Source organism: Luteimonas aestuarii, from assembly GCF_004357985.1.
Taxonomy (GTDB): Bacteria; Pseudomonadota; Gammaproteobacteria; order Xanthomonadales; family Xanthomonadaceae; genus Luteimonas; species Luteimonas aestuarii.
The window spans coordinates 97,314-121,183 of sequence record NZ_SMTF01000001.1 but is presented as its reverse complement, the minus strand read 5'-3'; the positions used below and the strand labels follow the sequence as shown (position 1 = coordinate 121,183).

The 23,870-nt window shown below is 69.1% G+C and carries 15 protein-coding genes; 5 read left to right on the top strand and 10 right to left on the bottom strand.

Going from position 1 to position 23,870, the window contains the following annotated elements:
* Positions 1-45: 45 nt before the first annotated feature.
* From E2F46_RS00545 to E2F46_RS00535, 3 genes are all read right to left on the bottom strand, one after another.
* Entirely contained in the window at positions 46-1,575 is a 1,530-nt protein-coding gene (locus tag E2F46_RS00545; RefSeq protein ID WP_133320576.1) for a DUF1501 domain-containing protein, read from the bottom strand.
* A gap of 10 nt (positions 1,576-1,585) precedes the next feature.
* Entirely contained in the window at positions 1,586-3,340 is a 1,755-nt protein-coding gene (locus tag E2F46_RS00540; RefSeq protein WP_133320238.1) for a DUF1800 domain-containing protein, read from the bottom strand.
* Between the two features lie 122 nt (positions 3,341-3,462).
* The gene (locus tag E2F46_RS00535; RefSeq protein ID WP_133320237.1) at positions 3,463-4,860 is read right to left on the bottom strand and encodes a GntP family permease; all 1,398 of its coding nucleotides are present in this window, start codon (positions 4,858-4,860) and stop codon (positions 3,463-3,465) included.
* A 172-nt stretch (positions 4,861-5,032) separates the two neighbouring features.
* Between E2F46_RS00535 and E2F46_RS00530 the strand changes: the two genes are divergently transcribed.
* The 3 genes from E2F46_RS00530 (at position 5,033) to E2F46_RS00520 (ending at position 11,633) form a co-directional block, all read left to right on the top strand.
* Complete coding sequence (locus E2F46_RS00530; RefSeq protein ID WP_133320236.1) at positions 5,033-7,327, top strand: TonB-dependent receptor; 2,295 nt, start codon at positions 5,033-5,035, stop codon at positions 7,325-7,327.
* Positions 7,328-7,451: 124 nt separating this feature from the next.
* Complete coding sequence (locus tag E2F46_RS00525; RefSeq protein ID WP_133320235.1) at positions 7,452-10,775, top strand: hybrid sensor histidine kinase/response regulator; 3,324 nt, start codon at positions 7,452-7,454, stop codon at positions 10,773-10,775.
* 369 nt (positions 10,776-11,144) lie between these two features.
* Complete coding sequence (locus E2F46_RS00520; RefSeq protein WP_133320234.1) at positions 11,145-11,633, top strand: NUDIX hydrolase; 489 nt, start codon at positions 11,145-11,147, stop codon at positions 11,631-11,633.
* 747 nt (positions 11,634-12,380) lie between these two features.
* Here E2F46_RS00520 and E2F46_RS00515 read toward each other — a convergent pair.
* The 7 genes from E2F46_RS00515 to E2F46_RS00485 all read right to left on the bottom strand — a co-directional run bounded on the left by E2F46_RS00515 (position 12,381) and on the right by E2F46_RS00485 (position 21,128).
* Complete coding sequence (locus E2F46_RS00515) at positions 12,381-13,478, bottom strand: efflux RND transporter periplasmic adaptor subunit (protein ID WP_133320233.1); 1,098 nt, start codon at positions 13,476-13,478, stop codon at positions 12,381-12,383.
* A gap of 16 nt (positions 13,479-13,494) precedes the next feature.
* A complete protein-coding gene (locus E2F46_RS00510) occupies positions 13,495-16,641 on the bottom strand; it encodes an efflux RND transporter permease subunit (RefSeq protein WP_207949487.1) in 3,147 nt (1,048 codons plus the stop codon).
* Between the two features lie 414 nt (positions 16,642-17,055).
* Positions 17,056-17,904, bottom strand: coding sequence for a LytR/AlgR family response regulator transcription factor (locus E2F46_RS00505; RefSeq protein WP_133320232.1), 849 nt, complete (start codon positions 17,902-17,904; stop codon positions 17,056-17,058).
* A complete protein-coding gene (locus E2F46_RS00500) occupies positions 17,901-18,986 on the bottom strand; it encodes a sensor histidine kinase (RefSeq protein WP_133320231.1) in 1,086 nt (361 codons plus the stop codon). Before E2F46_RS00500 ends, E2F46_RS00505 begins: the two co-directional genes overlap by 4 nt.
* A gap of 110 nt (positions 18,987-19,096) precedes the next feature.
* The gene (locus E2F46_RS00495) at positions 19,097-19,762 is read right to left on the bottom strand and encodes a response regulator transcription factor (protein ID WP_133320230.1); all 666 of its coding nucleotides are present in this window, start codon (positions 19,760-19,762) and stop codon (positions 19,097-19,099) included.
* A 1-nt stretch (position 19,763) separates the two neighbouring features.
* Complete coding sequence (locus E2F46_RS00490; protein WP_133320229.1) at positions 19,764-20,222, bottom strand: GNAT family N-acetyltransferase; 459 nt, start codon at positions 20,220-20,222, stop codon at positions 19,764-19,766.
* 102 nt (positions 20,223-20,324) lie between these two features.
* Entirely contained in the window at positions 20,325-21,128 is an 804-nt protein-coding gene (locus E2F46_RS00485) for a 3-hydroxybutyrate dehydrogenase (RefSeq protein WP_133320228.1), read from the bottom strand.
* Between the two features lie 106 nt (positions 21,129-21,234).
* Here E2F46_RS00485 and E2F46_RS00480 point away from each other — a divergent pair, with 106 nt between their 5' ends.
* Together E2F46_RS00480 and E2F46_RS00475 are read left to right on the top strand one after the other, a co-directional pair.
* Complete coding sequence (locus E2F46_RS00480) at positions 21,235-23,085, top strand: D-(-)-3-hydroxybutyrate oligomer hydrolase (RefSeq protein ID WP_243720248.1); 1,851 nt, start codon at positions 21,235-21,237, stop codon at positions 23,083-23,085.
* A 136-nt stretch (positions 23,086-23,221) separates the two neighbouring features.
* Positions 23,222-23,842: a CDP-alcohol phosphatidyltransferase family protein gene (locus E2F46_RS00475; RefSeq protein WP_133320227.1), complete on the top strand. Its 621-nt coding sequence runs from the start codon at positions 23,222-23,224 to the stop codon at positions 23,840-23,842.
* Positions 23,843-23,870: the final 28 nt, after the last annotated feature.

The following is a 23,870-nucleotide window of genomic DNA, read 5'->3' as shown; positions in this document are numbered from 1 at the left end:
CCGCGGCTGCCGTCGTGGAGCAATCGCCCGAATCGTGCCGCCCAACTACAGGCGATGTTGCAGCATCAACCGGTACAGCTTGAGTCGCCACCGCAACAGCGGCTGCGAGACGCTGCGCGGCAAGAACGCGATGCTTCGCGACGTCGTGGTCCTTGCTTCGCCGGCGGTGGGCAGGGAGGAACCCACGGCCGGCTGCGGATGCGTGGTGATGTTGGCGACGGCGGGCTGGGCCGCCTGCGCGGCCATGGCGGCGACGCCGGTACCGACGATGCCAAGGGCTGAGGGTATCCCGTAGCCGGGGAACACCTCGCCGATGCGGGTATGGCCCATGCGCTTGGCCAACAACTCGGAAAACACGTGCCGGAAATCGGTGGTGACAGGCACGTCGCCGAAGTGTGGCGAGAGGATCTCCGGATCCAGGCCAGCCCATGTGCCGTAGAAGCGGCGCCCGTTGACCGGACCGCCGAACACCAGCAGCGGGTTGCCATAGCCGTGGTCGGTGCCGCCGCTGCCGTTCTGGCGCACGCGACGGCCGAACTCGGACTGCACCACCACGGTGACGCGTGCCATTTCGCCGCTGTTCTTCAACTCCCCGTACAGCGCGGTCAACGCCTGCGAGAGTTCTGCGATCTTGTTCTGGTAGTAGTGGTAGCCGCTGCCGGCAGTGCCCTGTCCATCGTGGGTGTCCCAGCCGCCGAGGTCCACGGTGGCGTAACGCAGGCCCAGGTTGAAGCGGATCGATTGCGCCACGGTCCAGAGCTGCCGGGCGAAGTTGGAGGTGGGCCACGACGCAGGCAGGGTCGCCGTGTACGGTTGCTGGGCGACCACGCGCAACGCCGCATCGGCGGCGCGTCCGCTGCGCTCCACTCGTGTCTGTCCGTTCCACAGGCTTGCCAGGGTTTCATTGACCCCCTTGAAGCCTGCGGGATAGCCGTCGTCGCGTCGCATCTGCCACTGCCACGCACCGGCGTTGAGCGCGAAATCGGTCGGGCTGCCCATGGTCAGCGCGTCGGTGGCGCCGAGCAGGTTGGCCGGCGTGCGGCTGTTCACCGCCACCGCCGGCATCACGACTTGCGACGATGCATCGGGCTGCGTGTTCCACGCGCGCGTGATCCAGCCGGTGCCGTTGCCCTGGCTGCCGGGCGTGCCGAGGTCGAGATAGAGCTGCGCGTCGAAGTGGCTGCGCGTGACCGTGGTCTGCATGCCACAGCAGTGCACGATGGCCAGCCTGCCGTCGGCCCAGATGTCGTTGAGCCCGGTCGCGGAGGGGTGCAGGCCGAAGCCGGTCGCCGATCCGTTGGACAGCGTCAGCGGCAGCGCGCCGTAGGCGCCGCTGGCGGCGATCGACAGGTTGGGGCGCGCCTGTTCGTAATGCGTGCGGTCGTTGCCGGACACCGGTACCACGAGGTTCAGGCCATCGATGCCGCCGCGCAGGAAGATGTGCACGATGGTGTCGTGGTTGTTCACCGCCGCGTGGGCCGGGCTGCCGAACAGCAGGGATGGGCCGACGGCGCCGATGGCGGCGGTGGCGCAGCAGCCCTTGAGGAATTCGCGGCGGTCGAGTTCGATACTCATGGCGTCATCCTCACCGGCTCAGGAATTCAGGGGTCATCAGCACCAGCGACACCATGCTGCGCAGGCGCTGGTGGTTGTAGTGGCGCTTGAGGTCGCCCTGCGCCCACGCGTCGGTATCGGTGATGACGTAACCGTCGATGTCGCCGTTCTGCGCCATGAACGCCAGCAGCGTGTTGTAGCGCGAGGCTTCCGGCCGGTAGCCGAGGATGCGCGTGCACCAGAAGTCCACCAGCCTTCGCGCCGTCCACTGGGCAACCGGAACGCCGGTGCGCGTGGTCTCCAGGATCGGCAACAGCTTGCCGTCGCCGGCGACGTTGTTGGTCTCGGTCAGCCAGTTCAGCGTTTTCCAGGTCATCGCGTGGCTGTTCGCGCCGCCCCAGGCTTGTCCTTTGTCCGGATAGCCGTTGGGCGCCGGCCAGTCGTAGGGCTGGTGGCCAGTGAAGCCCATCCGCCAGTTGAGGTCGTTGCTGCGGTTTTCGTCCAGCCGGTAGGTCCAGTCGCAGTCCAGTACGCGCAGCGCGGCGGCGATGGCCTCGAACGGACGGCGTTGCTTCATGCCCCAGTTGTGGAACGCGGCATCGGACAGCAGGATGTGCCGCAGGGTGCGCTTGATCTGGTCGGGCGCCTGCCAGTGCTGGCGGAACACCGCCGCGGCGCTGTCGACGAGATCCTGCGTGGGCTCGTCGTTGAAGAAGCGGCGGATCAGCTTGCGGCAGATGAATTTCGCCACGCGCGGATGGCTGGCGATGCGATCGAGGATGTCGCGGCCATCCTTGAGTGCTGGCTGCTCGGGATAGATGAAGCGGCCCAGCACGAACTTCGGCCCGGTGTCGTGCCAGGCGGCGCGATAGACGAAGGTGCCGTCGTTCTCGCTCGGGTACTGCCAGTGCCCGTTCTTCACCGACCAGCCGGTGAACGCAGCCGCGGTTTCGTAGACGTCGATATCGGTGTAGCCGATCGGATAGCTCGGGTCCTCGGGGCAGGGTGGTACCTGGAAGGGATCCATGAAGCCGAGGTAGTTCTCGGCGCCGAAGGTGTGCAGCTCCAGCAATTCCCGGGCGAAATTCTCGTTGGGGCCGGAACGCGAGTTCGACAGGTTGTCGAGGTAGTACATCATCGCCGTGCTCTGGGCCACGGCTTCCAGCATCTGCCGGAAGTTGCCCATCGCGTGCTGTCGGGTCACGTCGCGGTCGTAGTGCACGTACACCGGGCAGCAGTCGTAGTCGGTGACCATCACGTTGAAATGGTCGTGCCAGAACGTGTTGACGATCTCGAACAACTGACGTTTCGAATGCACCGCGCGGGCGAGCGCCGCGCGTTGCACTTCCCATCCGGGGCGCATGCGGGTGTTGTAGTCGTCCTGGCGCACGTGCTGGGACCATTGCTGCGCGAGTGTCTTGCCCAGCGTGGTGTATCCGGCGGCCGACAGCCGGGCCTCCATCGCGCTGTCGTCGATCGACTCCCAATTCAACTGCTGGTCGACGTAGGCGGTCATGCGCGCGGTGTCGTTCGCGCCCAGCGCGTTGAACGCCGCGATGCTGGCAGCCGTGGCGCCATAGCTGAGGTTGTTGAGTGCGCGCACGGCGAAAGGCGGTTTGGCCAGGGTCAGCAGGCGCGGCTGGCTGATGGCCGCCATGACCGGGCCGGCTGCAGCTGCCGGCGCAGCCGGGGCCGGTTGGAAGCGGGGCGCCCCCTTCAGGCGGTAGCGTCGCGCGTGCGCGTCTTGCAGCAGCTTGCGCTGGCTGGCCGGGAGCTGGTCGGTCATGGCAGGCGGTCCTGTCTATCCCCTCGCGGCAGGGTATGTGCGCAACGGAGGCGTGTATGTGACCGGTTGCGCAATCCCGTCGCGGTTTCGCCTGGGGAGGGTTGCCGCTGCCACCGGTGGTGTCAGACCCAGCCGGTCAGGTAGTAGATGGCAATGACCGCGAACACCGCAGCCGTGCTGATCAGGGTGATGGCGAAGATGTCCTTGTAGGACTGGCGATGGCTGAGCCCGGTCACCGCGAGCAGGGTGATGACCGCACCGTTGTGCGGAAGGGTATCCAGGCCACCCGATGCCATTGCCGCCACCTTGTGCAACACCTCCATCGGGATGCCTGCCGCCTGCGCGTTGGCGATGAAGCTCTCCGACATGGCGGCAAGCGCGATGCTCATGCCACCCGACGCCGACCCGGTGATGCCTGCGAGCGCAGTGACGGTGATCGCTTCATTGACCAACGGATCGGGGATCGAGTTGAGCGCATTGGCCACCAGCAGGAAGCCGGGCAGGGCAGCGATGACCGCACCGAAGCCGTACTCCGACGCCGTGTTCATCGATGCCAGCAGCGCGCCACCGATCGCGGCCCTGGTGCCTTCGGCGAACTTGCGCGACACCGGCTTCCACGCCAGCAGCAGCACCGCAAGGATGCCCACCAGCAGCGCGCCCTGCACGGCCCAGATCGCGGCGACGCGCGAGACCTCCTGCACCACGGGTGTAGCGTCGCCCATTGCCGATGGCGAGAACGCGTGGCTCTCGCCGTAGAGGCGTGGAATGAGCACCGTGAACACCTTGTTCGACACGCCCACCAGTACCAGCGGCAGCAGTGCGACCAGCGGGTGGGCGTGGCGCTCGCCTTCGAACGGTTCCGGCTCGTTGCGCAGGTCGGTACCGTAGCCTTCGCCGGCCGATGCCGCGCGCTTGCGGCGCCACTCCAGGTAGGCCATGCCGGCGGCGAAGATCAGCACCGAACCGATCGTGCCCAGGATAGGCGCGGCCCAGGCATCGGTGCCGAAGAAGGCAGTGGGGATGATGTTCTGGATCTGCGGCGTGCCGGGCAGCGCCATCATGGTGAAGGTGAACGCGCCGAGCGCGATCGTGCCGGGGATCAGGCGCTTGGGGATGTCCCCCTGTCGGAACAGTTCCGCCGCGAACGGGTACACCGCGAACACCACCACGAACAGCGACACGCCGCCGTAGGTCAGCAGCGCGCAGACCAGCACGATGGCCAGCATGGCCCGCTGCGCACCGACCACGCGGATGGTCGCGGCGACGATCGACTTCGAGAACCCCGAGATCTCGATCAGCTTGCCGAACACCGCGCCCAGCAGGAACACCGGGAAATACAGCTTCAGGAAGCCCACCATCCTGTCCATGAACAGTCCGGTGAACATCGGCGCCACCAGGGTGGGGTCGGTCAGCAGCACCGCGCCCATCGCCGCGATCGGCGCGAACAGGATCACGCTGTAGCCGCGGTAGGCGACGAACATCAGGAAGCACAGCGACGCCAGGACGATCAGGAACTCCATGCGCACAGCTCTCCGGCGCGGCCGGGCCGCAGATGGGCCGCCAGTGTCGCCAGCGCCAGAGGGTCGGCCCATTGTCCGAAGGTACGATGCCGCCCGCCTGCCGCGGTCCGTACTGTTGCCGGTGGGCGGCCATCCGGCCGCAAGCCATGCCATACCCCTGGGAGGGGCATCGATGAAGCGCACGCACCTGAAGTACAGCACCCTGAGCCTGGCGGTCGCCTTGGCCTCCGCCGCGCCGGCCGTCGTCGCGCAGGACGTCGCCACGGCCACGCCGCAGTCCGAGGCGGCCACCCTGGACACGGTGCAGGTGACCGCACGCCGCCGCGCCGAGTCCATCCAGGACGTGCCGGTGGCGGTCAGCGCCTTCGGCGAAGAGCAGCTGAAGGACCTGCAGGCCAGCAACATCGATGGCCTGCAGGGCGCGGTGCCCAACCTCAACATCGTGCAGGGTCGTGGTTCGGCCAACAGCGTCAACGTGTTCATCCGTGGCATCGGCCAGCCGGATGCGTTGCAGACCTTCGACCCAGGCGTGGGCATGTACGTCGACGACGTGTACTACTCGCGTATCAATGGCGCGCTGTTCTCACTGTTCGACGTTCAGCAGGTGGAAGTGCTGCGCGGCCCGCAGGGCACGCTGTACGGCAAGAATTCGACCGGCGGCGCGATCAAGATCAACACCAAGGATCCGTTCACCGATGCGGGCGGCGCGGCCGAGCTGACCGTCGGCCGCGATGGTCGCCGCGAGGGCCGTTTCTACGCGGGCGGGCAGTTGGGCGAGACGGTGGCGGCCAGCATTGCGGTGGCCAGCATCGACAACGATGGTTTCATCCGCGACCCGGCTACCGGGCGCAGCTTCAATGGCGACGACACGTTTGCCTTCCGCGCCAAGGCCGCGTTTCGTCCGGTCGACGGCTTCCGTGCCACGCTCTCGGTCGATCGCACCCGGCAGGACACGGATCTCTCCCTCGGCCGCCCGACCGCACCGCTGGTCGCCACCGACCTGCTGCTGGGCCCGGTGGTGCTGAAGCCGGCGCCGACCGGCGAGTTCGACTTCACCGCGCGCACTTCGTTCGCGCCCTGGCAGGGCCAGCAGATGACCCACACCGGCGCGTCGCTCACCGCCGAGTGGGATGTCAGCGACCGCCTGCTGTTCAAGAGCATCACTGCCTATCGCGAGCTGCAGACCAATTCCTACATCGATATCGATGCGTCCGAGTTCGAGCTGGGCGACGTGCTGGTGGCATTGGACCAGGACCAGGTGAGCCAGGAACTGCAGCTGCAGTACGACAACGGCAGCAACCTGCAGGCGACTTTCGGCCTGTACTACATGAAGGAAGACGTGCCGTCCTACCAGGAGGCTTACGCCGACGACCTGTTCTTCAACGGCGGCGTGCCGGTGCAGTTCCTGCGCACCATCGAGGACGACCTCAGCACCACCAGCAAGGCCGCGTTCGCCCACTTCAACTGGGAATTCGCGCCCACCTGGACGCTGGCCGCTGGCGTGCGCTACACCGAGGACGAGAAGGACTACGCGCGTTCGACCAGCACTTTCTGGAATTCGACTTCGTTGTTCCTGGGCATCCTGCCGTTCGCCGCGCTCAACGAGACCGTCGCCTTCCAGGCACGCCAGAAGTGGAGTGCGGTGACGCCGTCGCTCAGCCTGCAGAAGGCCTTCGGCGACAACGCGATGGGTTACGTGTCGGCCAACCGCGGCTTCAAGTCCGGCGGCTTCAACGGCCGCGCCAACAGCGCGCTGGAAACCACGGCGGCGGCGTTCGATCCCGAGTTCGTGTGGACCTACGAAGCCGGCTTCAAGCTGCGCTCGCAGGACGGTCGGTTGCAGGCGAACGTCGCCGCCTTCCACAGCCGCTACAAGGACTTCCAGGCGCGCGTGTCGGAAGTGCTGAACCCCGAATCGCCGACGCCGACGTTCTCGTTCCCGGTACTCAACGCTGCGGAGATGGAGGTCAACGGCTTCGAGTTCGAGGGCGTCGCGCGTCTCGGCAGCGCCACCACGCTCAGTGCGCAGCTGGGTTGGACCGACGCCAGTTACAAGCGCTTCGACGACCTGCGCACGACGGACCCGACCAACCCGGCGTACAACCCGACGCTGCACGAGCACGTGCCGTTCACCCCGGATTGGACCGCGCGCATCGCCCTGCAGCACGCGTTCACGCTGGGCGGCGCCGGCACCCTGACCGTGGGCGGCGATGCCTCGTACCGCGGCGACACCTGGCTGTCGGTCGACAACCGCGCGAACCTCTCGCAGGACGCGTACACGCTGTTCGGCCTGTACGGGGTGTGGGACTCGCCGCAGTACGCCTGGCAAGTGCGCACCGGTGTGCGCAACCTGACCGACGAGGTCTACAAGATCGAAGGCCAAGAGTTCTCCAGCGTGGGCAACATCCAGACCGCCTACTACGGCCGTCCGCGCGACTGGTACCTGTCGGTGCGCTACAACTTCTGACCGGCTTCGCTCTACGCCGGTCGACAGCGGCGGGCAGGTCCCGCCGCTGCGCTATGCTCGCTCGCCTGCGGGGTGGCACGGGTGGGATGGACGAACGCACGACCATGGCCAGGACAGGTAGCCGATGCTGAGCGTCAGCATGGTCGCGGCCGCCGCGCTGGCCTGGCTGGCCGTGCTGTTCGGCACGGCGGTGTATGCCGAACGCCATGCCGGCGCGTTCGCGCGGCACTGGCGGCATGTCTACACCCTGTCGCTGGCGGTGCACTGCACCTCGTGGACGTTCTACGGCACCGTCACCCAGGCCGGCCGCTACGGCTGGCCGCTGCCGCCGACCTTCATCGGCGCGATCCTGTTCTACGCGCTGGCGTTCGGGTTCATGACCCGGCTGGTGCGGCTGGCGCGCGAAAGCAATGCCACGTCGCTTGCGGACCTGATCGCCACGCGGTTGGGCAAGGACGCGTGGCTGGCGGCCATCGTCACCGGCGTGGTCGCCATCGGCCTGATCCCGTACATCGCGCTGCAACTCCAGGCGATCACCCTGAGCTTCGCTACCGTGGTGTCGCGTCCCGGCGCTGCCGGCGACGTCGTGCCTGCGGTATGGCGCGACGGCGCGCTGTACGTGGCGCTGGCCATGGCCGCATTCGCGATGCTGTTCGGCACCCGGCGTGCCAGTGCGACCGAGCACAATCGCGGGCTGGTGCTGGCGATGGCCTTCGAGTCGCTGTTCAAGCTGGTGGCGATGCTGGCGCTCGGACTGTTCGTCTGGCTGGCGCTGGACCTGCCCGATGCCGGACAGGTGCAGCGCGTCGCGGCGACCGCGCCCGCCACCGGCTTCGTTCCGCTGGTGTTGCTGGGCGTGCTGGCGATGTTCCTGCTGCCGCATCAGTTCCACGTGGCGGTGGTGGAATGCCGCGACGAGGCGCACGTGCGCACCGCGCGCTGGCAGTTCCCGCTGTACCTGCTGCTGATCGCCTTGCCAACGCTGCCGCTGGCGAAGGCGGGCGCCGCGCTGCTGGGCGATCGCGTGCCGTCGGACATGTACGCCCTCGCGCTGCCGCTCTCGCAGGGCAACGAGGCGATGGCGCTGCTGGTGTTCCTGGGCGGCCTGAGTGCGGCAACCGGCATGGTCATCGTCAGCACGCTGGCGCTCAGCCTGATGATCGGCAACCACTGGTTCGCACCGGGCCTGCTGCGCGGCGCCTGGTCGCGCGGGCAGGGCGACGACCACCGCGGCGCGCTGCTGATGCTGCGCCGGGGCGGCATCCTCGCGATCATGCTGCTGGGCTGGGCCTACAGCCGGCTGGTCAGCGGCAGCGAAGCGCTGGCCGACGTGGGCGCGGTGTCGTTCTCGGCGCTGGCGACGCTGGCCCCTGCATTGGCGTTCGCGGTGTGGCGGCCGGAGACGCCACCGCGGGCGGCCGCTTTCGGCGTGGCCGCAGGCTTCGTCGCGTGGGCATGGGTGATGCTGGTGCCAACGCTCGCGGGCGACCGCAGCTGGCTGCTTGCCGGCCCCTTCGGCTGGGCATGGCTGGCGCCGGACGCCCTGTTCGGCCTCACCGGCTGGAGCCGGCTGGGGCGGGCGGTGGGCGTCAGTCTCTTCATCGGCACGCTGGTCACGCTGGCGATGACCTGGCGCGGCGCGCCCTCGCGCGGTCCATCGCGCGGCGGCTCCGATTTGCAGACCCTCCGCAATGCCGGGCGGCGGTTCCTGCCGGCCTCGCGCGTCGATGACGTGTTGCGGGGCGCGCCGGAAACCGGGCCGGTCCCGGCGCGGATCGAAGCGCAACTGGAGCGCGAGCTGGCGGCGATCCTGGGCAGCGCATCGGCTCGACTGCTACTGGACGCGGCGCGGCGCGACGCGGGACCCGACCTCGATACCGTGGCCGCCATCGTCGGCGAGGCCTCGCAGGACCTGCGCTTCAACCAGCGGCTGCTGGAAGCCGCCCTGGAGAACATGAGCCAGGGCATCAGCGTGGTGGACAGCGAGTTGCGGCTGGTGGCGTGGAACACGCGTTACGCACAGTTGTTCGACCTCACGCCGGACATGCTGCGCGTCGGCATGCCGGTGGAGCAGCTGGTGCGCCGCAACCTGCGACAGGGCCTGATCGGCGCCGTGGACATCGAGCACGAATCCACGAAGCGCCTGCGCCACATGCGCGCCGGCACGCCTTACCTCGCCGAGCGTCGCTTCCCCAACGGCACCGTGGTCGAGATCCGCGGCAACCCGATGCCGAACGGCGGTTTCGTCGCGACCTTCACCGACGTCACCGCGTTCCGCGATGCCGAGGTCGAGCTCAAGCGCAGCAACGAGACGCTGGAGCAACGCGTGGCCGAACGCACCGCCAGCCTCGACCAGGCCCGGCGCGAAGCCGAGCGTGCGAACGATGCCAAGAGCCGGTTCCTCGCGGCCGTCGGCCACGACCTGCTGCAGCCGCTGCACGCCGCGCAATTGTTCACCGATGGCCTGTCGCAGCAGCTCGATGCGCCCCGGCGGGCGTCGTTGCAGCAGGTGCGCGGCGCGCTGGACTCGACGACCGACCTGTTGATGGGGCTGTTCGACATGTCGCGGCTGGAGGCCGGCGGGCTGGTGCCGCAGCCGCGTGACTTCCCGCTGGCGGACGTGCTGGAGCCGCTGGCGTCGGAGTTCGGTGCGTTGGCGGCGGAGCGTGGCCTGGCGTTCCGCCATGTCGCGACGCAGGCATGGGTGCACGGCGACCCGCAGTTGCTGCGGCGGGTATTGCAGAATTTCCTGGCCAACGCCGTACGCTACACATCGAGCGGCGGCGTGCTGCTGGGCGTGCGCCGGGAGGGCGGCGCGATGCGCATCGAGGTGCACGACACCGGCCCGGGCATCGAGGCTTCACAGCAGTCGGTGATCTTCGAGGAGTTCCGTCGTGGCGAAGGCGTGCCCGGGCAGGGACTGGGCCTGGGCCTGGCCATCGCCGATCGCATCGCACGCTTGATGCAGGCACCGCTGGCGCTGCGCAGCGCGATGGGGCGGGGGACCGTGTTCTCGTTGCGGCTGCCGCGGGCGGCGGGTCCCGTCCGGGGAGAGGCAAACGCCGCGAAGCCCGGCCTGAAGGGGCTTCGCGTGCTGCTGGTCGATAACGATCCGGCCGCGCTGGCCGCCATGCACACGTTGTTGCAAGGCTGGGGCTGCATGGTCGACGCCGTGGGCGATGGCGAGGCCGCACTGCGTGCCATGACGCGCCACGCCGCGGCGCTGTGGCTCTTCGATTACCACCTGGATGCGGGCGATACCGGGATTGCGCTGCGCGGCCGACTGGCCGAACGCTTCGGCCCTCGGCCAACGCTGGTGCTCAGCGCCGACGACAGCGGCGAGGTGCGTCGCGCAGCGCTGGACGAAGGCCTGTCGCTGCTGCAGAAACCGGTACGGCCGCTGGCGTTGAAGTCGGTGCTGGATCGATTGCTTGCCAGCCGCGCGTAGGTGCTGTCCATGCCTTGACCAGGCGGGATGTCGTGGCTCGGCGCGTTGCTTTCAACGGTGCGCCAACCGCGTGACGACGGGGTCATGGGATTCGCTGCAGACGGAGGAAAGCAGGCTGCGACGCTCCGGGGGAATGTCATCCCAGGGCTGGAACTTGCGCACGCGCACTCCCGATGCCGCCGCAAACCACGGCTCGACATCCGCTTGGTTGCAGCGGCACCGGGGCTGCGCAGTCATTTCCGTGGATGCGGTGACCGGATGCGTCCGTGCCAGGACATGCGCTGGCCGCGGCAGATGGAACCAGCCGATCCACGGGAAGCATCGGCGACGATTTCCTACAATGCACGCCCGCCTCGCCACCGAATTGCCATGCCGTATACCCCCATCGTCGCCACCCTGGGTTACGTGCTGTCTCCCGATCGCCGGCGCGTGCTGATGGTCCATCGCAACGCGCGACCCGGAGACCAGCACCTGGGCAAGTACAACGGACTGGGTGGCAAGCTCGAAGCCGACGAGGACATCGTCGCTGGCATGCGCCGCGAGATCCACGAGGAAGCGGGCATCGAGTGCCACGACATGGCAATGCGCGGCACCATCAGCTGGCCCGGTTTCGGCAAGCAGGGCGAGGACTGGTTCGGGTTCGTGTTCGTCATCACCCGCTTCACCGGCGTGCCGTTCGCGTCGAACCCCGAAGGCACGCTGGAGTGGGTGGACGTGGACCACATCCTCGACTTGCCGCTGTGGGAAGGCGACCGCCATTTCCTGCCGCTGGTGTTCGATGCCGATCCGCGCGCGTTCCACGGCGTCATGCCGTATCGCGATGGCCGCATGCTGTCGTGGACGGTCTCGCGCATCTGAGTGTCGCGATGCGCGTCCGCGTGAGGGGTTCCGACGTGCGGCGTGAGATTGTCGCGGTCGCTGCGCGAAGCTTGAGTTTCTGTCCGCGTTCGCGTTGCAGCATTTTTTGGCCGCTCGATGGCGGCAGGCATCGTCATGTTCGACGTCGCCACGATCGTGGCCCCTCCGGCAGGATGACCGGATGACTTGCGGCAATGGGCTTGGCAACGTGAGTCTTCGCCGCTGCACCGGTATCGCGACCATGCGCGGTACCTCGTCATTAGGTCAGGTCGCGCATCCAGCTGGATTTTTCCAACACATTGCGTGAGGACGGGGATTTCATGCGCCGTCTGGAGCGGGACGGGGTTACGCTCGAAGACCTGGATGCGGATGGTGCCTACCCGATCGATGGCGCTTCCTCCTGGCGCGTCATCAACACCTGCAACACCCTCGGAGGTGCCATCGTGCCGCGAGGCGAGTGTCCAGTTCAATTTCGACCCTACGACGTTGGTTTCGTGCGGGGGGGGGGGAACGGCAATCGCGTGCGGAGGTTCGACTTGGCCGATGGGGCGCTGGACAGGCGCTCGGAAGTGTTTGTCCACGAGCATGGTCTTGCCACTTCGATAGCATCGAGTTGCCGGCTTCCTCCCGATTTTTCGCCTCCAGGCAGTACGCCCCAGCGGTGCCCACCGCACGAGGTTCCGGTGTTCTTGGCGAACGTTGCTGCACATGTGAGGTCCGAGGGCGCTGGATAACGGCGACGGGCCGTCAGCGTGCCGCCAGGGAGAGAGCTGGCGGTTCCACGCTGACGGCCTGTCCCGGCGCGACGCGTTCCGCGCCGCGCACCACCACGTTGTCGCCCGGCCGCACGGCGCCGTCCACTTCGACCAGCCCGTCGATCTCCTCGCCGGTCACCACGCCAAGCCGTTCGGCCGTGCCGTTGTCGCCGATCCGCAGTACGTAACTGCCCTCGCGGCGCAGTACCACGGCATCGCGCGGCACCGCGACCACGGTCCGTGCCGCGGCGCGTGGCATGCCGACCTCCAGCGCCGTGCCGACCGGCCACGTCCGCCCGTCCACGTCGATGCGGAGTTCCATCTGGCGGGAGGCTTCGTCGCCGACCGGCACCTGCGCGGAGACGTGCAGCGCGTGGATCCGGTCGCCATCGCGGACCTGCACCGCCGTGCCTGGCGGCAACTGCGCGGCGAACCCGACCGGTGCGCGCACGCGGATCTCGCGTGCGCCGGTGTCCACGACGCGGACCACCGCGCCGCCGGGCACCAGGTACTCACCGGCCTGCGCATACTGCTCGGCCACCACGCCGTCGAAGGGTGCGCGCACCACCATCTGGCTGCGCTGGTGCCGCACCTGCGCCAGCTGCGCCTGCGCGCGGGCATGGTCCTGCGCCAGCATGTCGCGGTCCGCGCGGACCTGGTCGTACTGGGCGCGGGCGATGCTTTGCGTGCCGGCGAGCGCGGCATAGCGCGTTTCCTGCAGCCGGGCCATCTCCAGCTGCGAACGGATGCGGGCGGACTCGGCCTCGATCTCGCGTTCGCGCAGGCGCAGGCTGGTGTCGTCGAGCACCGCCACCGGGTCGCCCGCGGCCACGGTCTGCCCGACGCTCGCGATCCGGGCCACGCGCCCGGGCTGTTCGCCGGCCACGCGCGCATCGCGGCGGCTGATCACGCCGCCGGGCGCCCAGTGCATCGGCGCGAACGCGATGTCCACCGCGGGCGCGACCGCGACGATGGCGGCAGGCGGCGCAGCGGGTGGTGCGGCGCTGGCATCGGCGTCGCGCCGCAGCAAGGCCAGTGCGGCCACGCCGGCCAGTGCACAGGCGAGCAGGGTCTTGTGGAGGGTTCGCATGTCGGTCTCCGCTGGATCAGGGGGTGGCGTGGGACGGGACGGCTGTCGCGTTCGCGGTCGCCGTGCGGTGCGCCGGACGGTGGGCCAGCCGCAACAGCGCCGGCACCAGCACCGCGGTGAACACCAGGCTCAGCGCGATGCCGCCCACCGACAGCGCGGCGATGCCGCGGTAGATCGCCGCACCGGGGCCCGGATTGACCGCCATCGGCAACGCGCCGAGCACGCCGGTGGCCGCGGCGATCAGGATCGGCCGCAGTCGCTGCTCCAGCGCCTGGCGCAGGGCCTCGTCCAGCGACGCGCCGGCGGATTCGGCCTCGCGCGTCTGTGCGACCAGCAGGATGGCGTTGTTGATCACCATGCCCATCAGCATCACGAAGCCGATCATCGACAGCAGGTCCAGCGTCTGCCCGGCCACCAGGCCGAGCGCGCGCAGGCCGAGCACGCCGCCCAGCACCGCCAGCGGCAGCGAGGCGATGACGAAGGCGCTGTCGCGCAGCGAGCGGAACATCGCCGCCATCAGCAGGAACAGCACCAGCAGCGCCAGCAGGAAGTTGTCGCGCATGCTGGCGACCACGCCTTCCAGCCGGTCGGCGCTGCCGGAGACGCGGATCGCGGCATCGGCGGGCAGGGCATCGCGCAGCAGCGGCACCATCTCGCGCTGCACGATGTCCAGCGCCTGTTCGAGCGACATGTCGGCGGGCGGATCGATGGTCAAGGTGACGGTGCGGCGGCGGTCGATCCGGCGCAGCTGGGTCGCGGCCAGCACGGCATCCACCTGCGCCAGCTCACCCAGGGGCAGCACCCCCGCCAGCGGCGTGGACAGCGGTACGCCGGCGAAACGTTCCAGCGCATCGTCGCGATCGCTGCGCAGGATGATCGGCAGGCGGCGGTCGCCGTCGAACTGCTCGCCCAGCCATTGGCCGTCGCCGAGCACGCGCACCACGGTGCCCAGGTCGCCGCGTTGCCATCCGGCCTCGGCGAGGCGGCGATCGTTGGGCGAGATGCGCAGCTCCGGCGTATCGATGTCGGCGTTCGGCCAGCGCTGCACGTTGGCGCCGGGGAAGCGTTCGCCCAGTCCACGCCGGCCGAGGTCGGCGGCGCGGGTCAGCGCATCGGGATCGGCATGTTGCAGGTGGATCGCGATCGCGCGCGGCGAACCGCCGAACCCGCCGAACAGCTCGCCCTCGCGCGCGAAGGCGCGGGTGTCCGGGAAACCCACGATCACCTCGTCGCGCACGATCCGTTCCAGTTCGCCGATCTGCGAGGCGTCCACCACGCGTGCGCCCAGCGTGCCGCCGCCGGGCCACAGTTGCAGGTACCAGTTGCTCAGTTGCGGCGATCGCTCGCCGTCCATGTACGGCTGCATCCGCGCCAGCAGCACCGGCACGATCTCGCGGTCCACCCGCTCCGGGCTCATGCCCGGCGGGAAGGTGAAGTTCGCGTCGACCGCCGCGCGCTTGACCGGAGGCAGGTAGTCGACCTGCGGCACCAGCAGCCAGGCCAGCAGCACCGGCGCGGCGACCAGCGTACCCACCCAGGCCCACTGCCGGCGACGCCCCTCGGTGGAGCGCATCGCCCAGGCGCTGGCCTGCGACCAGAAGCGGTGGCGCGTGCTGCCGCCCGGACGGCTGCGCAGCCAGTTGCCGGCCGCCGCGGGCAGCACCACCACCGCGACCAGCAGGGATACGCCCACGGCGATGGAAATGGTCAACGCCAGGTCGGAGAACAGCTGTCCCTCCACGTCGCGCATGAACACCACCGGCAGGAACACCGCGACCGTGGTCAGGGTGGAGGCCAGCAGCGCGCCACCGACCTGGCGCGTACCCTCCAGTGCTGCGCGCGCGGCCGGCATGCCCTGTTCGCGCAGGCGCAAGATGTTCTCCGCCACCACCACCGCCGCGTCCATCACCATGCCCACCGCGAACGCCAGCCCGGCCAGCGAGATCACGTTGAGGCTGCGCCCGGTGAGCTGCAGCACGATGAAGGTGGCCAGCAGCGAGATGGGAATGGCGCAGGCGATCAGCGCCGTTGCGCGGGCATCGCGCAGGAACCACCACAGGCACCCGACCGCAAGCAGCATCCCCGCGAACAGGCTGCCCGAGAGCAGGCCGATCGCACGGTGGATGAACACCGAGGCATCGAAGCTTTGCGCGATGTCCAGGCCCAGCGGTTGCAGTTCCTGCTCGCGCAGATCCTCCATGGCGTCGCGCACCTGCGCCAGCGTGTCCAGCACGTTGGCGCCGTTGCTGCGCAGCACCCGCAGGCCGATCGCCGGGTTGCCGTTCTGGTAGGAGAAGAAGCGCTGTTGCGGCCGTTTCACCTCCACCGTGGCCACGTCGGCCAGCCGGACCGGCATGCCGTCGCGCCAGGCCAGGATCATCCCGCCCATGGCATCGGGCGAATAGCGGCCGGCGAAACGCAGCACGTACTCGCGGCGGCCGGCTTCCACGGTGCCGCCCGAGACATCGGTGGCGCGCGCGGCGACGGCGGCCACCTGTGGGATGTCGATGCCCAGCGACGCGGCGCGCGCCAGGTCGATGGTGACCGACAGTTCTTCCGGTTCGCTGCCATTGATCTCGACGCCGGCGACGCCCTCGATGGCGGCCAGCCGCGGGACCACGCGGTCCTCCACCACCTGGCGGAAATCGCGTACGTCGCCCGACGTCCCCTGCAGCTTTTGCACGAACAGGAAGGTCAGCGACGCGTTGGCGACGTCGGCCCCGGTGCGGACCACCGGCGGCGTGGCATCGCGCGGCAGTGGCGGCAGGCGGTTCATCCGTGACAGCACCTCGACCAGCATCGCCTCCGTGTCGCTGCCGACGGCGAAGGTGAGGTTGATGTTGCTGAAGCCGGGCGAGACGTTGGACGCGATCTCCTCCAGCCCGGGCAGGCCCTGCATCACCGTTTCGATCGGTTCGACGATCTCCGATTCCATCTCCTGCGGCGAGGCTGCGCGCCACGCCGTCTGGATCGACATCTGCGGGCGGTCGATCTCGGGAAACAGCTGCAGCGGCAGTTTCGCCAGTGCCAGCAGTCCGAAGGCACAGGCCATCACCACGGCGACGGCCACGGCGGCGGGATTGCGCAGGGAGGCTTCGGTGAGCTTCATCGCGGGACGCGCATCGTTGCGGATGGCGCGCACGATGCGCCCGCGGACGTGCATTGCGATGCCCCGGAAGTCACGTCGCGGACCGCATTGCGCCGGGACGACGGCGGTGTGCGACGAAACGTTGCGGCCAGCGCCGGAGCACTACCGGATTTCTGCAAGGATACGATCTCCATGATCCACGTCATCCCGGCGAACGCCGGGACCCGGCGTCTTTGGCTGGTGCTGCCCTGTCCATCACGTTCCTGGCATCGCGTCGAAGGCTCGGCACGGTGTTGCAGCGGTTTCGTGGCTGGAGCTCGAGCGCGAAGGCATTGCGTCTTCGACCCCGGCCCTCGCGCACCGCGCTCGGGCGTTCGCCCGGGCGCGCGCCAGTGGCTCGCCCTCATCCCGGCGTTCGCAGAAGGATGGAGCGTGATTCGCCCGATGACCGTGCGTCGTCCGCCGGGTGGAAATGCGCAGCCAGTGGTCCTAGCCCAGCGCCGGCAACCGGTCCCGGAAGCTGCGCGAGAGTTTCAGTTCCTGCCCGCAATCCAGCAGCAGGAAGCATTCGCCGTTGGTGTGCGGCCGGGTTTCGATGATGCGGCTGGCGTTGACGATGGTGGAGCGGTGGATGCGCGGGAAGCGGCGCGGATCGAGCTGGCGTTCAAGGTTGCGCATCGTGGCGCGCAGCACCAGCGTGCGTGCCTGCCCGCCGTCGCCGTCGACGTGGATGCACATGTAGTCGCCCGCGGCATCGATCCAGCGGATGCTGCGCAGGTCCACGCGGATCGTGCGCTGGCCGTCGCGCACCGCCAACCGGTCCTCGCGACGCAGCTGTTCCAGCGCGTCCGGTCGCAGCGCTTCGTCCAGCTTCAGCGGCGGCTTGCCGCTCAATTCGCCCAGCAGGCCCAGCAGGTGGGCGCAGTGCGAGCCCGCCTGCTGTTCGCTGCGAGCCTGCCGCGCCCTGGACAGTGCCTGCGCCAGGCGCCCCTCGTCGACGGGCTTGAGCAGGTAATCGATGGCCGAAGCCTCGAAGGCACGAATGGCGTAGTGGTCGAAGGCAGTGACGAACACCACCATCGGCATTTCGCTCGCGGGCACGCGGCGCAGGGTTTCGAAGCCGTCGATCCCCGGCATCTGCACGTCCAGAAACACCAGGTCCGGCCGGTGTTGGCCAAGGCCGGCAATGGCGGACAGGCCGTCGCCGTACTGTCCTACGATGTCGACATCGCCATGTGCGGCCAGGCGCAGTTCCAGGCCACGGCGGGCGAGGGGCTCGTCGTCCACCACCAGCACGCGCAGCCGCTCGTTTCCCGAGCCTCGTGGGTTCGTGTTCATTCGGAGATGCCCGATGCGGTTTCCAGGGGCAGCTGCAGCGTGACTTCGATGCCGGGGCGACGGTTGCGCACGGCGACACTCGCGCGCTCGCCATACAGCACCTGCAGGCGCTCCCGCGTGTTGCGCAGGCCGACGCCGTTGCCCGGCTGCAGGCCGCCGTTGCCCAGCGCTTCGCAGCCGGGGCCGTCGTCGATGACACGGAGCACCAGCTGGGCGCCGTTGCGCGATGCTTCGATCCGCAGCAGGCCCCCTTCGACGCGCTTGGCGACGGCGTACTTGATCGCGTTCTCCACCAGCGGCTGCAGCAACAGGCTTGGCAGCAGGGCGCGCCAGCATTTCTCGTCGATCTCGGTCTCGATGCGCAATCGTTCCGCGAAACGGACTTTCTCGATGTCCAGGTAAAGCGTCAGCGCATCCAGCTCCTGTCGAAGCGTTACGCGCTGCATCGGGTCGCTGTCGAGCGAGTGGCGCAGGAACGAAGACAATCCCTGCACCATCCTGTTGGCGGTGGCGTTGTCGCGATCCAGCACCAGGGTGGAGATCGCATTGAGCGTGTTGAACAGGAAGTGCGGGTTGAGCTGGTAGCGCAGCATCTTCAGTTGCGCCTGGTGTGCCATGCCGCGCGCTGCCAGCACCCGCTTGGTCTCGTCCTGCAGTTGCCGGTACAGTTTGATGCCGGTGTACAGGCCTGCCCATGCAAGCACGACGTAGATGTAGTTCAGCGAGTACGCGAGTCGCGAAACGTGGTTGATGGGCGCGCAGGTTTCACAGAAGCCCACCAGCACGCCACGAGTGATGGTGTCGATGACGACCGAACACGCGAGGACTGCAGCCATGACCAGTGCCAGCAGGCGTGCCGGCGGCATGTCCCAGCAGCGGCGCAGCAGCATCCGCAGGCCCAGGGTCGCGACTGCGCCCGTGGCGGCGGCAGTGAACGGCACCATCCAGTAGCCTGCGGGCTTGCCGTGGGCCACCGCCTGCAGATAGCCCAGCGCGAAATACCCGCCCCAGCCGCCCAGGTGGAGCAGCCAGAACAGGCCTTGCCGATGCAGCTCCAGCGGGCGTGGCAGGGCGAGGGACATCGCGGGTGGCCAGGTAAAGGTGGCGCAATCCTACTCCCGCCGCGCTTCCGCTGGACTCGCTTCGACGCGTCCCGGGCACGCTCCGTCGCGGCGGAGCGCCAGGCACGTGCTCAGGGTGTGGAGATCCGGCTGGGGTCACCGATCTCCAGCTCGCGCAGGATCACGCTGGCCTGGGTGCGGTTGCGCGCGCCGAGCTTTTCGAAGATCACCGACAGGTGCGCCTTGACCGTGCGCTCCTGGATGTCGAGGGTATCGGCGATCTGCTTGTTCAACAGTCCCTCGGCGACGAGGGTCAGCACCCGGAACTGCTGCGGGGTCAGGCTGGCCAGGCGCGCGGCGAGGTCGGCATCGGCCGGCGACGACTGCGTGCGCGTGACCGCCCCGCGCAGCGCGGGCGGCAGCCACTGCTCGCAGGCCAGTACCGTGCGGATCGCCTCGCGCAGTTCGTCCAGCCCGGCGCTCTTGGGGATGTAGCCGGCAGCGCCGTGGTCCAGCGCACGGCGCACGGTGCGCGGGTCTTCGTTGGCCGACACCAGCACCACGGCCACGGCCGGGTACTGGGCGCGGATTGCGGCCAGTCCCGCCAGGCCATGGTTGCCGGGCATGTGCAGGTCCAGCAGCACCAGGTCGATGTCGTCGCGGGATTCCAGCAGCGCCAGCACGCCGCCCAGCGTTTCCGCCTCCACCGTGGCCACGTCGGGTGCGGCCTCCGCGGCAGCGCCGCGCAGGGCGGCGCGGAACAGCGGGTGGTCGTCGGCGATCAGCAGGGTGGGCATGTCAGTCCAGCGTGCGGGTCAGGTAGGCGCTGTTGGGGTCGTCTTCGTAATCGGCGAAGGGGCCGCAGGGCTCGAAACCGGCCGCAGCGTAGAGTGTCCGCGCCGGGATGAAATAGTCGGTCGCGCCGGTCTCCAGGCTGAGCCGGGTGTAGCCGCGCTGCTTGGCTTCACCGACCAGGAAGGCCAGCATCGCCTTGGCCACGCCGCGCCGCTGGTAGCCGAGTGCGGTGCGCATCGCCTTGATCTCGGCGTGCGCCTCATCGATGTGCTGCAGCGCGCCGCAGCCGGCGAGCGCGTCGCCGTCGCGGAGCACCCAGACGCGCACATCGGGTTGGCGCAGGCCGTCGAGGTCCAGCGCATGCTGGCTCTCCAGCGGCGAGGCGGCACGCATCGTGTCGCGATGTTCTTCCATCAATGCGACGAAGGCGGTGCCGTCGAGGTTGGCGGGTTCGATGTGCATGGGGGGGCGGCGACGTTCATCCGGTAGGCGCGGGCCATGCCCGCGACTTGATGTTCGGGTTTCGATGCGGCCCATGGGAACGCATCGTGGCATGGCCCGCTGCTACTGGGCCGTCCATCCGCCATCGATCGGCAGGGCGGTCCCGGTGACGTTGTGCGCCTCGCGGCGGCACAGCCACACCGCCATCGCGCCGATGTCCTCCGGCAGCGACATGCGCAGGCTGGGCTGCTTTTCCGACAGCAGCGATTTCACCCCGTCCTCGCGGCTGCCGCCGTTGCGCCGGGCCTCGATCTGCGGCTCGATCAGCGGCGTCTCCACCCAGCCGGGACAGATGCAGTTGACGGTCACGCCACCGCTGTCGCGGCTGCCGCTGGCCGCGTATTCCAGCGCGGTCACCTTGCTCAGGCCGACGATGCCGAACTTGCTGGCCACGTAGGGCGCCTTCTCCTTCGAGGCCACCAGCCCGTGCACCGAGGCGATGTTGACCACGCGGCCGAAACCGCGCGCGGCCATGCCGGGCAATGCGAGGCGCATGGTGTGGAAGGCGGACGTGAGGTTGATGGCGAGGATGTCGTTCCACTTCGCCACCGGCATGTCGGCGATCGGCGCGGCGTGCTGGATGCCGGCGTTGTTGACCAGCACGTCGAGCGGGGACCAGTCCGCGATGTCGGCCATCATCGCCTCGATGGCGTCGGCATCGCGCAGATCGGCGCCGAAGTGGCGTGCGTCGGGCGCGCCGGCTTCGCGAACGGATCGCACCGCGGCCTCGATCTGTTCGGGCGAGCCCAGGCCGTTGACGGCCACGCGGGCGCCGTGCGCCGCGAGGGCGCGGGCGATGGCCAGGCCGATGCCGGAGGTGCTGCCGGTCACCAGTGCGGTGCGGCCTTCGAGGAAGCGGTCGTTCATGGCGTGGGGTCTGTCTGGTGGCGGGAAACGGTACCAGCATAGGCGCCAGCGGGCGTGGTACCAAAGTACGATGGGGCGCCGGCACGGGGCTGCTACCGTAGCGGCCATGAACGCATCCATGATCGGAACGCTGTGCGCGGCCCTGGCCGCGGTGTCCCTGGGCGCCTGCGCGACCGGCCCGACGACCACGTCGGCCATGGCCCTGGCGAAGGAGGCCCCGATGTTCACGATGCAGCGCACTACCGAACACCGTGACGGCGATGACCTGCTGAGCGCGGGACTTGGCCTGGACGGGCTGCGTGAGATGGTGCCGCCGAGCTTTGCCAACCCGGACCGGCCCACGGCCGCCGAACTGCGGCGCCGCGCACTGTGGAGCAACTGGCGCGGCATCGCCGACCTGGGCCCCACCGGTGGCTTCGGCAGCCTGTACGGCAGCGCCGCGGCCGTGCCGGGTCGCGAGTTCCACGCCTATGCCACCGTGCCGGGCGCGCGCCATCCGCACCGGGTCATGCTGCAACTACCCGACGACTTCGATGCCGGCAAGCGCTGCGTGGTGGTGACGGCCTCGTCCGGCTCGCGCGGCATTTACGGGGCGATCGCGGTCGCCGGTGCGTGGGGCCTGCCGAACGGCTGCGCGGTGGCCTATACCGACAAGGGCGCCGGCACGGACTACGTCGACCTCGACACCGGAACCGGCGTACGCAGCGATGGCACCCGCGCGCGTCTGGATGCGGGCGACCTCGCGTTCCGGCCGGCATTGCCGCAGGCTGCATCGGGCGTGGCGTTCAAGCATGCGCATTCGGGCGACAACCCGGAGGCGGACTGGGGTCGGCACGTGAAGCAGGCGGCGGAATTCGCGCTGGCCACACTCAACGACGCGCTTCCGCAGGCCGCGCCGTTCACCTTCGACAACACCCGCATCATCGCGGTGGGCATTTCCAACGGTGGCGGCGCGGTGTTGCGCGCTGCCGAAGGCGCTGCCGACTGGCTGGACGCGGTGGTCGCCGCCGAACCCAACGTGTACATCGATGCCCCCGGCGCACGCACGCTTTACGACTACAGCACCGAAGCGGCGCTGCTGATGCCGTGTGCGCTGGCCCACTTCGACGGCCTGCCGCAATCCCCACTGTCGCCGGTCGCGCTGGTGATGCGTGCGCCGCGCTGCGCATCGCTGCGTGCAGCCGGCATGATCGAGGGCGACGACACCGCGGCACAGGCGCGTTCGGCCCATGCGCGCCTGCGCGACGCGGGCTGGAGCGATGGCGCGATGCGGGCGGCCACGCTGTCGGTGGACTTCGATCTGTTCCGCGCCGTCGCCGTGACCTATGCATCGGCCTACGGCCGCTACAGCGTGAATGCACATCCCTGCGGCTTCACGTTCGCAGCGCAGAATCCGGATTTCTCCGCGCGCGCCGCGACCGCGGCCGAACGTGCAGCGTGGTGGAGCGATGCCAGTGGCGTCCCGCCGGGCCCGGGCGCCGGCATCGTCGATTCGACGCTGGCCCCACCGGACTTCACGTTGCAAGGCCTGCAGTGTCTGCGCGCACTGAACGATGACGACGGCGCAGCCGCGCGGCGCGTGCGCGAGGGCATCGCCGCAACGACCGCCGGGATGCCGCGCAAGGGCTTGCCGGTGGTGGTGATCCATGGCGCCGACGACGGCCTGGTGCCGATGGCCTTCACCAGCACGCCGTACGTCGCCGCTGCGAAGGAGGCCGGTGCCGATGTGCGTTTCTGGCAGGTCCGCAACGCCCAGCATTTCGACGGGTTCCTGGCGTTGCCGGACTACGCCACGCGCTATGTGCCGATGCTGCCGTACGTGTATGCGGCGCTGGATCGCGTATCCGCGCACCTTGACGGGCAGGGCACATTGCCGGCCGATGCCGACATTGCCACCACGCCGCGTGCGGCAGGCAGCGCACTGGAAGCAGCGCACCTGGCGATTCCGGGCCAGTGACCGGATAACCGCGGACGCGTCCCGCCGCGGGCGTTGCCGGTGCGGGTGCGGGTGCGAGCCGGACACGCACCGCGGCGGTCCTGTCGCCATCACGCGCTTTTTGGCACTGTGGCGTCTTCGGCCACCGGAGTGCCCCATGACCCGCCCCCGCCACTTCTCGATGTTGCGCGATTTCCACCTGGCCGACTGGTTCACGCTGGCCAACGCGGTGTGCGGCGTGTTCGCCGTGTTCGCGGCCATGCGCTTCCTGCAGGATGGCGTCGTCCGGGACCTGATGCTGGGCATGGCGCTGATCCCGCTGGCCTTCGTGTTCGACGCGCTGGACGGCCGCATCGCGCGCTGGCGCAAGGTGGCGTCCACGCTGGGGCGCGAGCTCGATTCACTGGCCGACGTGATCTCGTTCGGCGTCGCGCCTGCCGCGCTGGCCTACGCCTGCGGGCTGCAGGGTGGCTGGGACATGCTGGTGCTGGCGTACTTCGTCGGTTGCGGCGTCAGCCGGCTGGCGCGCTACAACGTGACCGCCGAGACGCTGGCCGATGGCGGCGACACGGTGAAGCATTTCGAGGGCACGCCGATCCCGACCAGCCTGCTGCTGGTGGTGCTGCTGGCGGTGGCGGTGTGGCAGGAGGCGATTGGCGACGCCGTCTGGTTCGGTGTGATCCAGCTCGGTCCGTGGCAGTTGCACCCGCTGGTGCTGGTGTTCGCGCTGTCGGGATCGCTGATGATCAGCAAGACGCTGCGTATCCCCAAACCCTGACGCGGCCCCCGCCGACACCAAACCGACC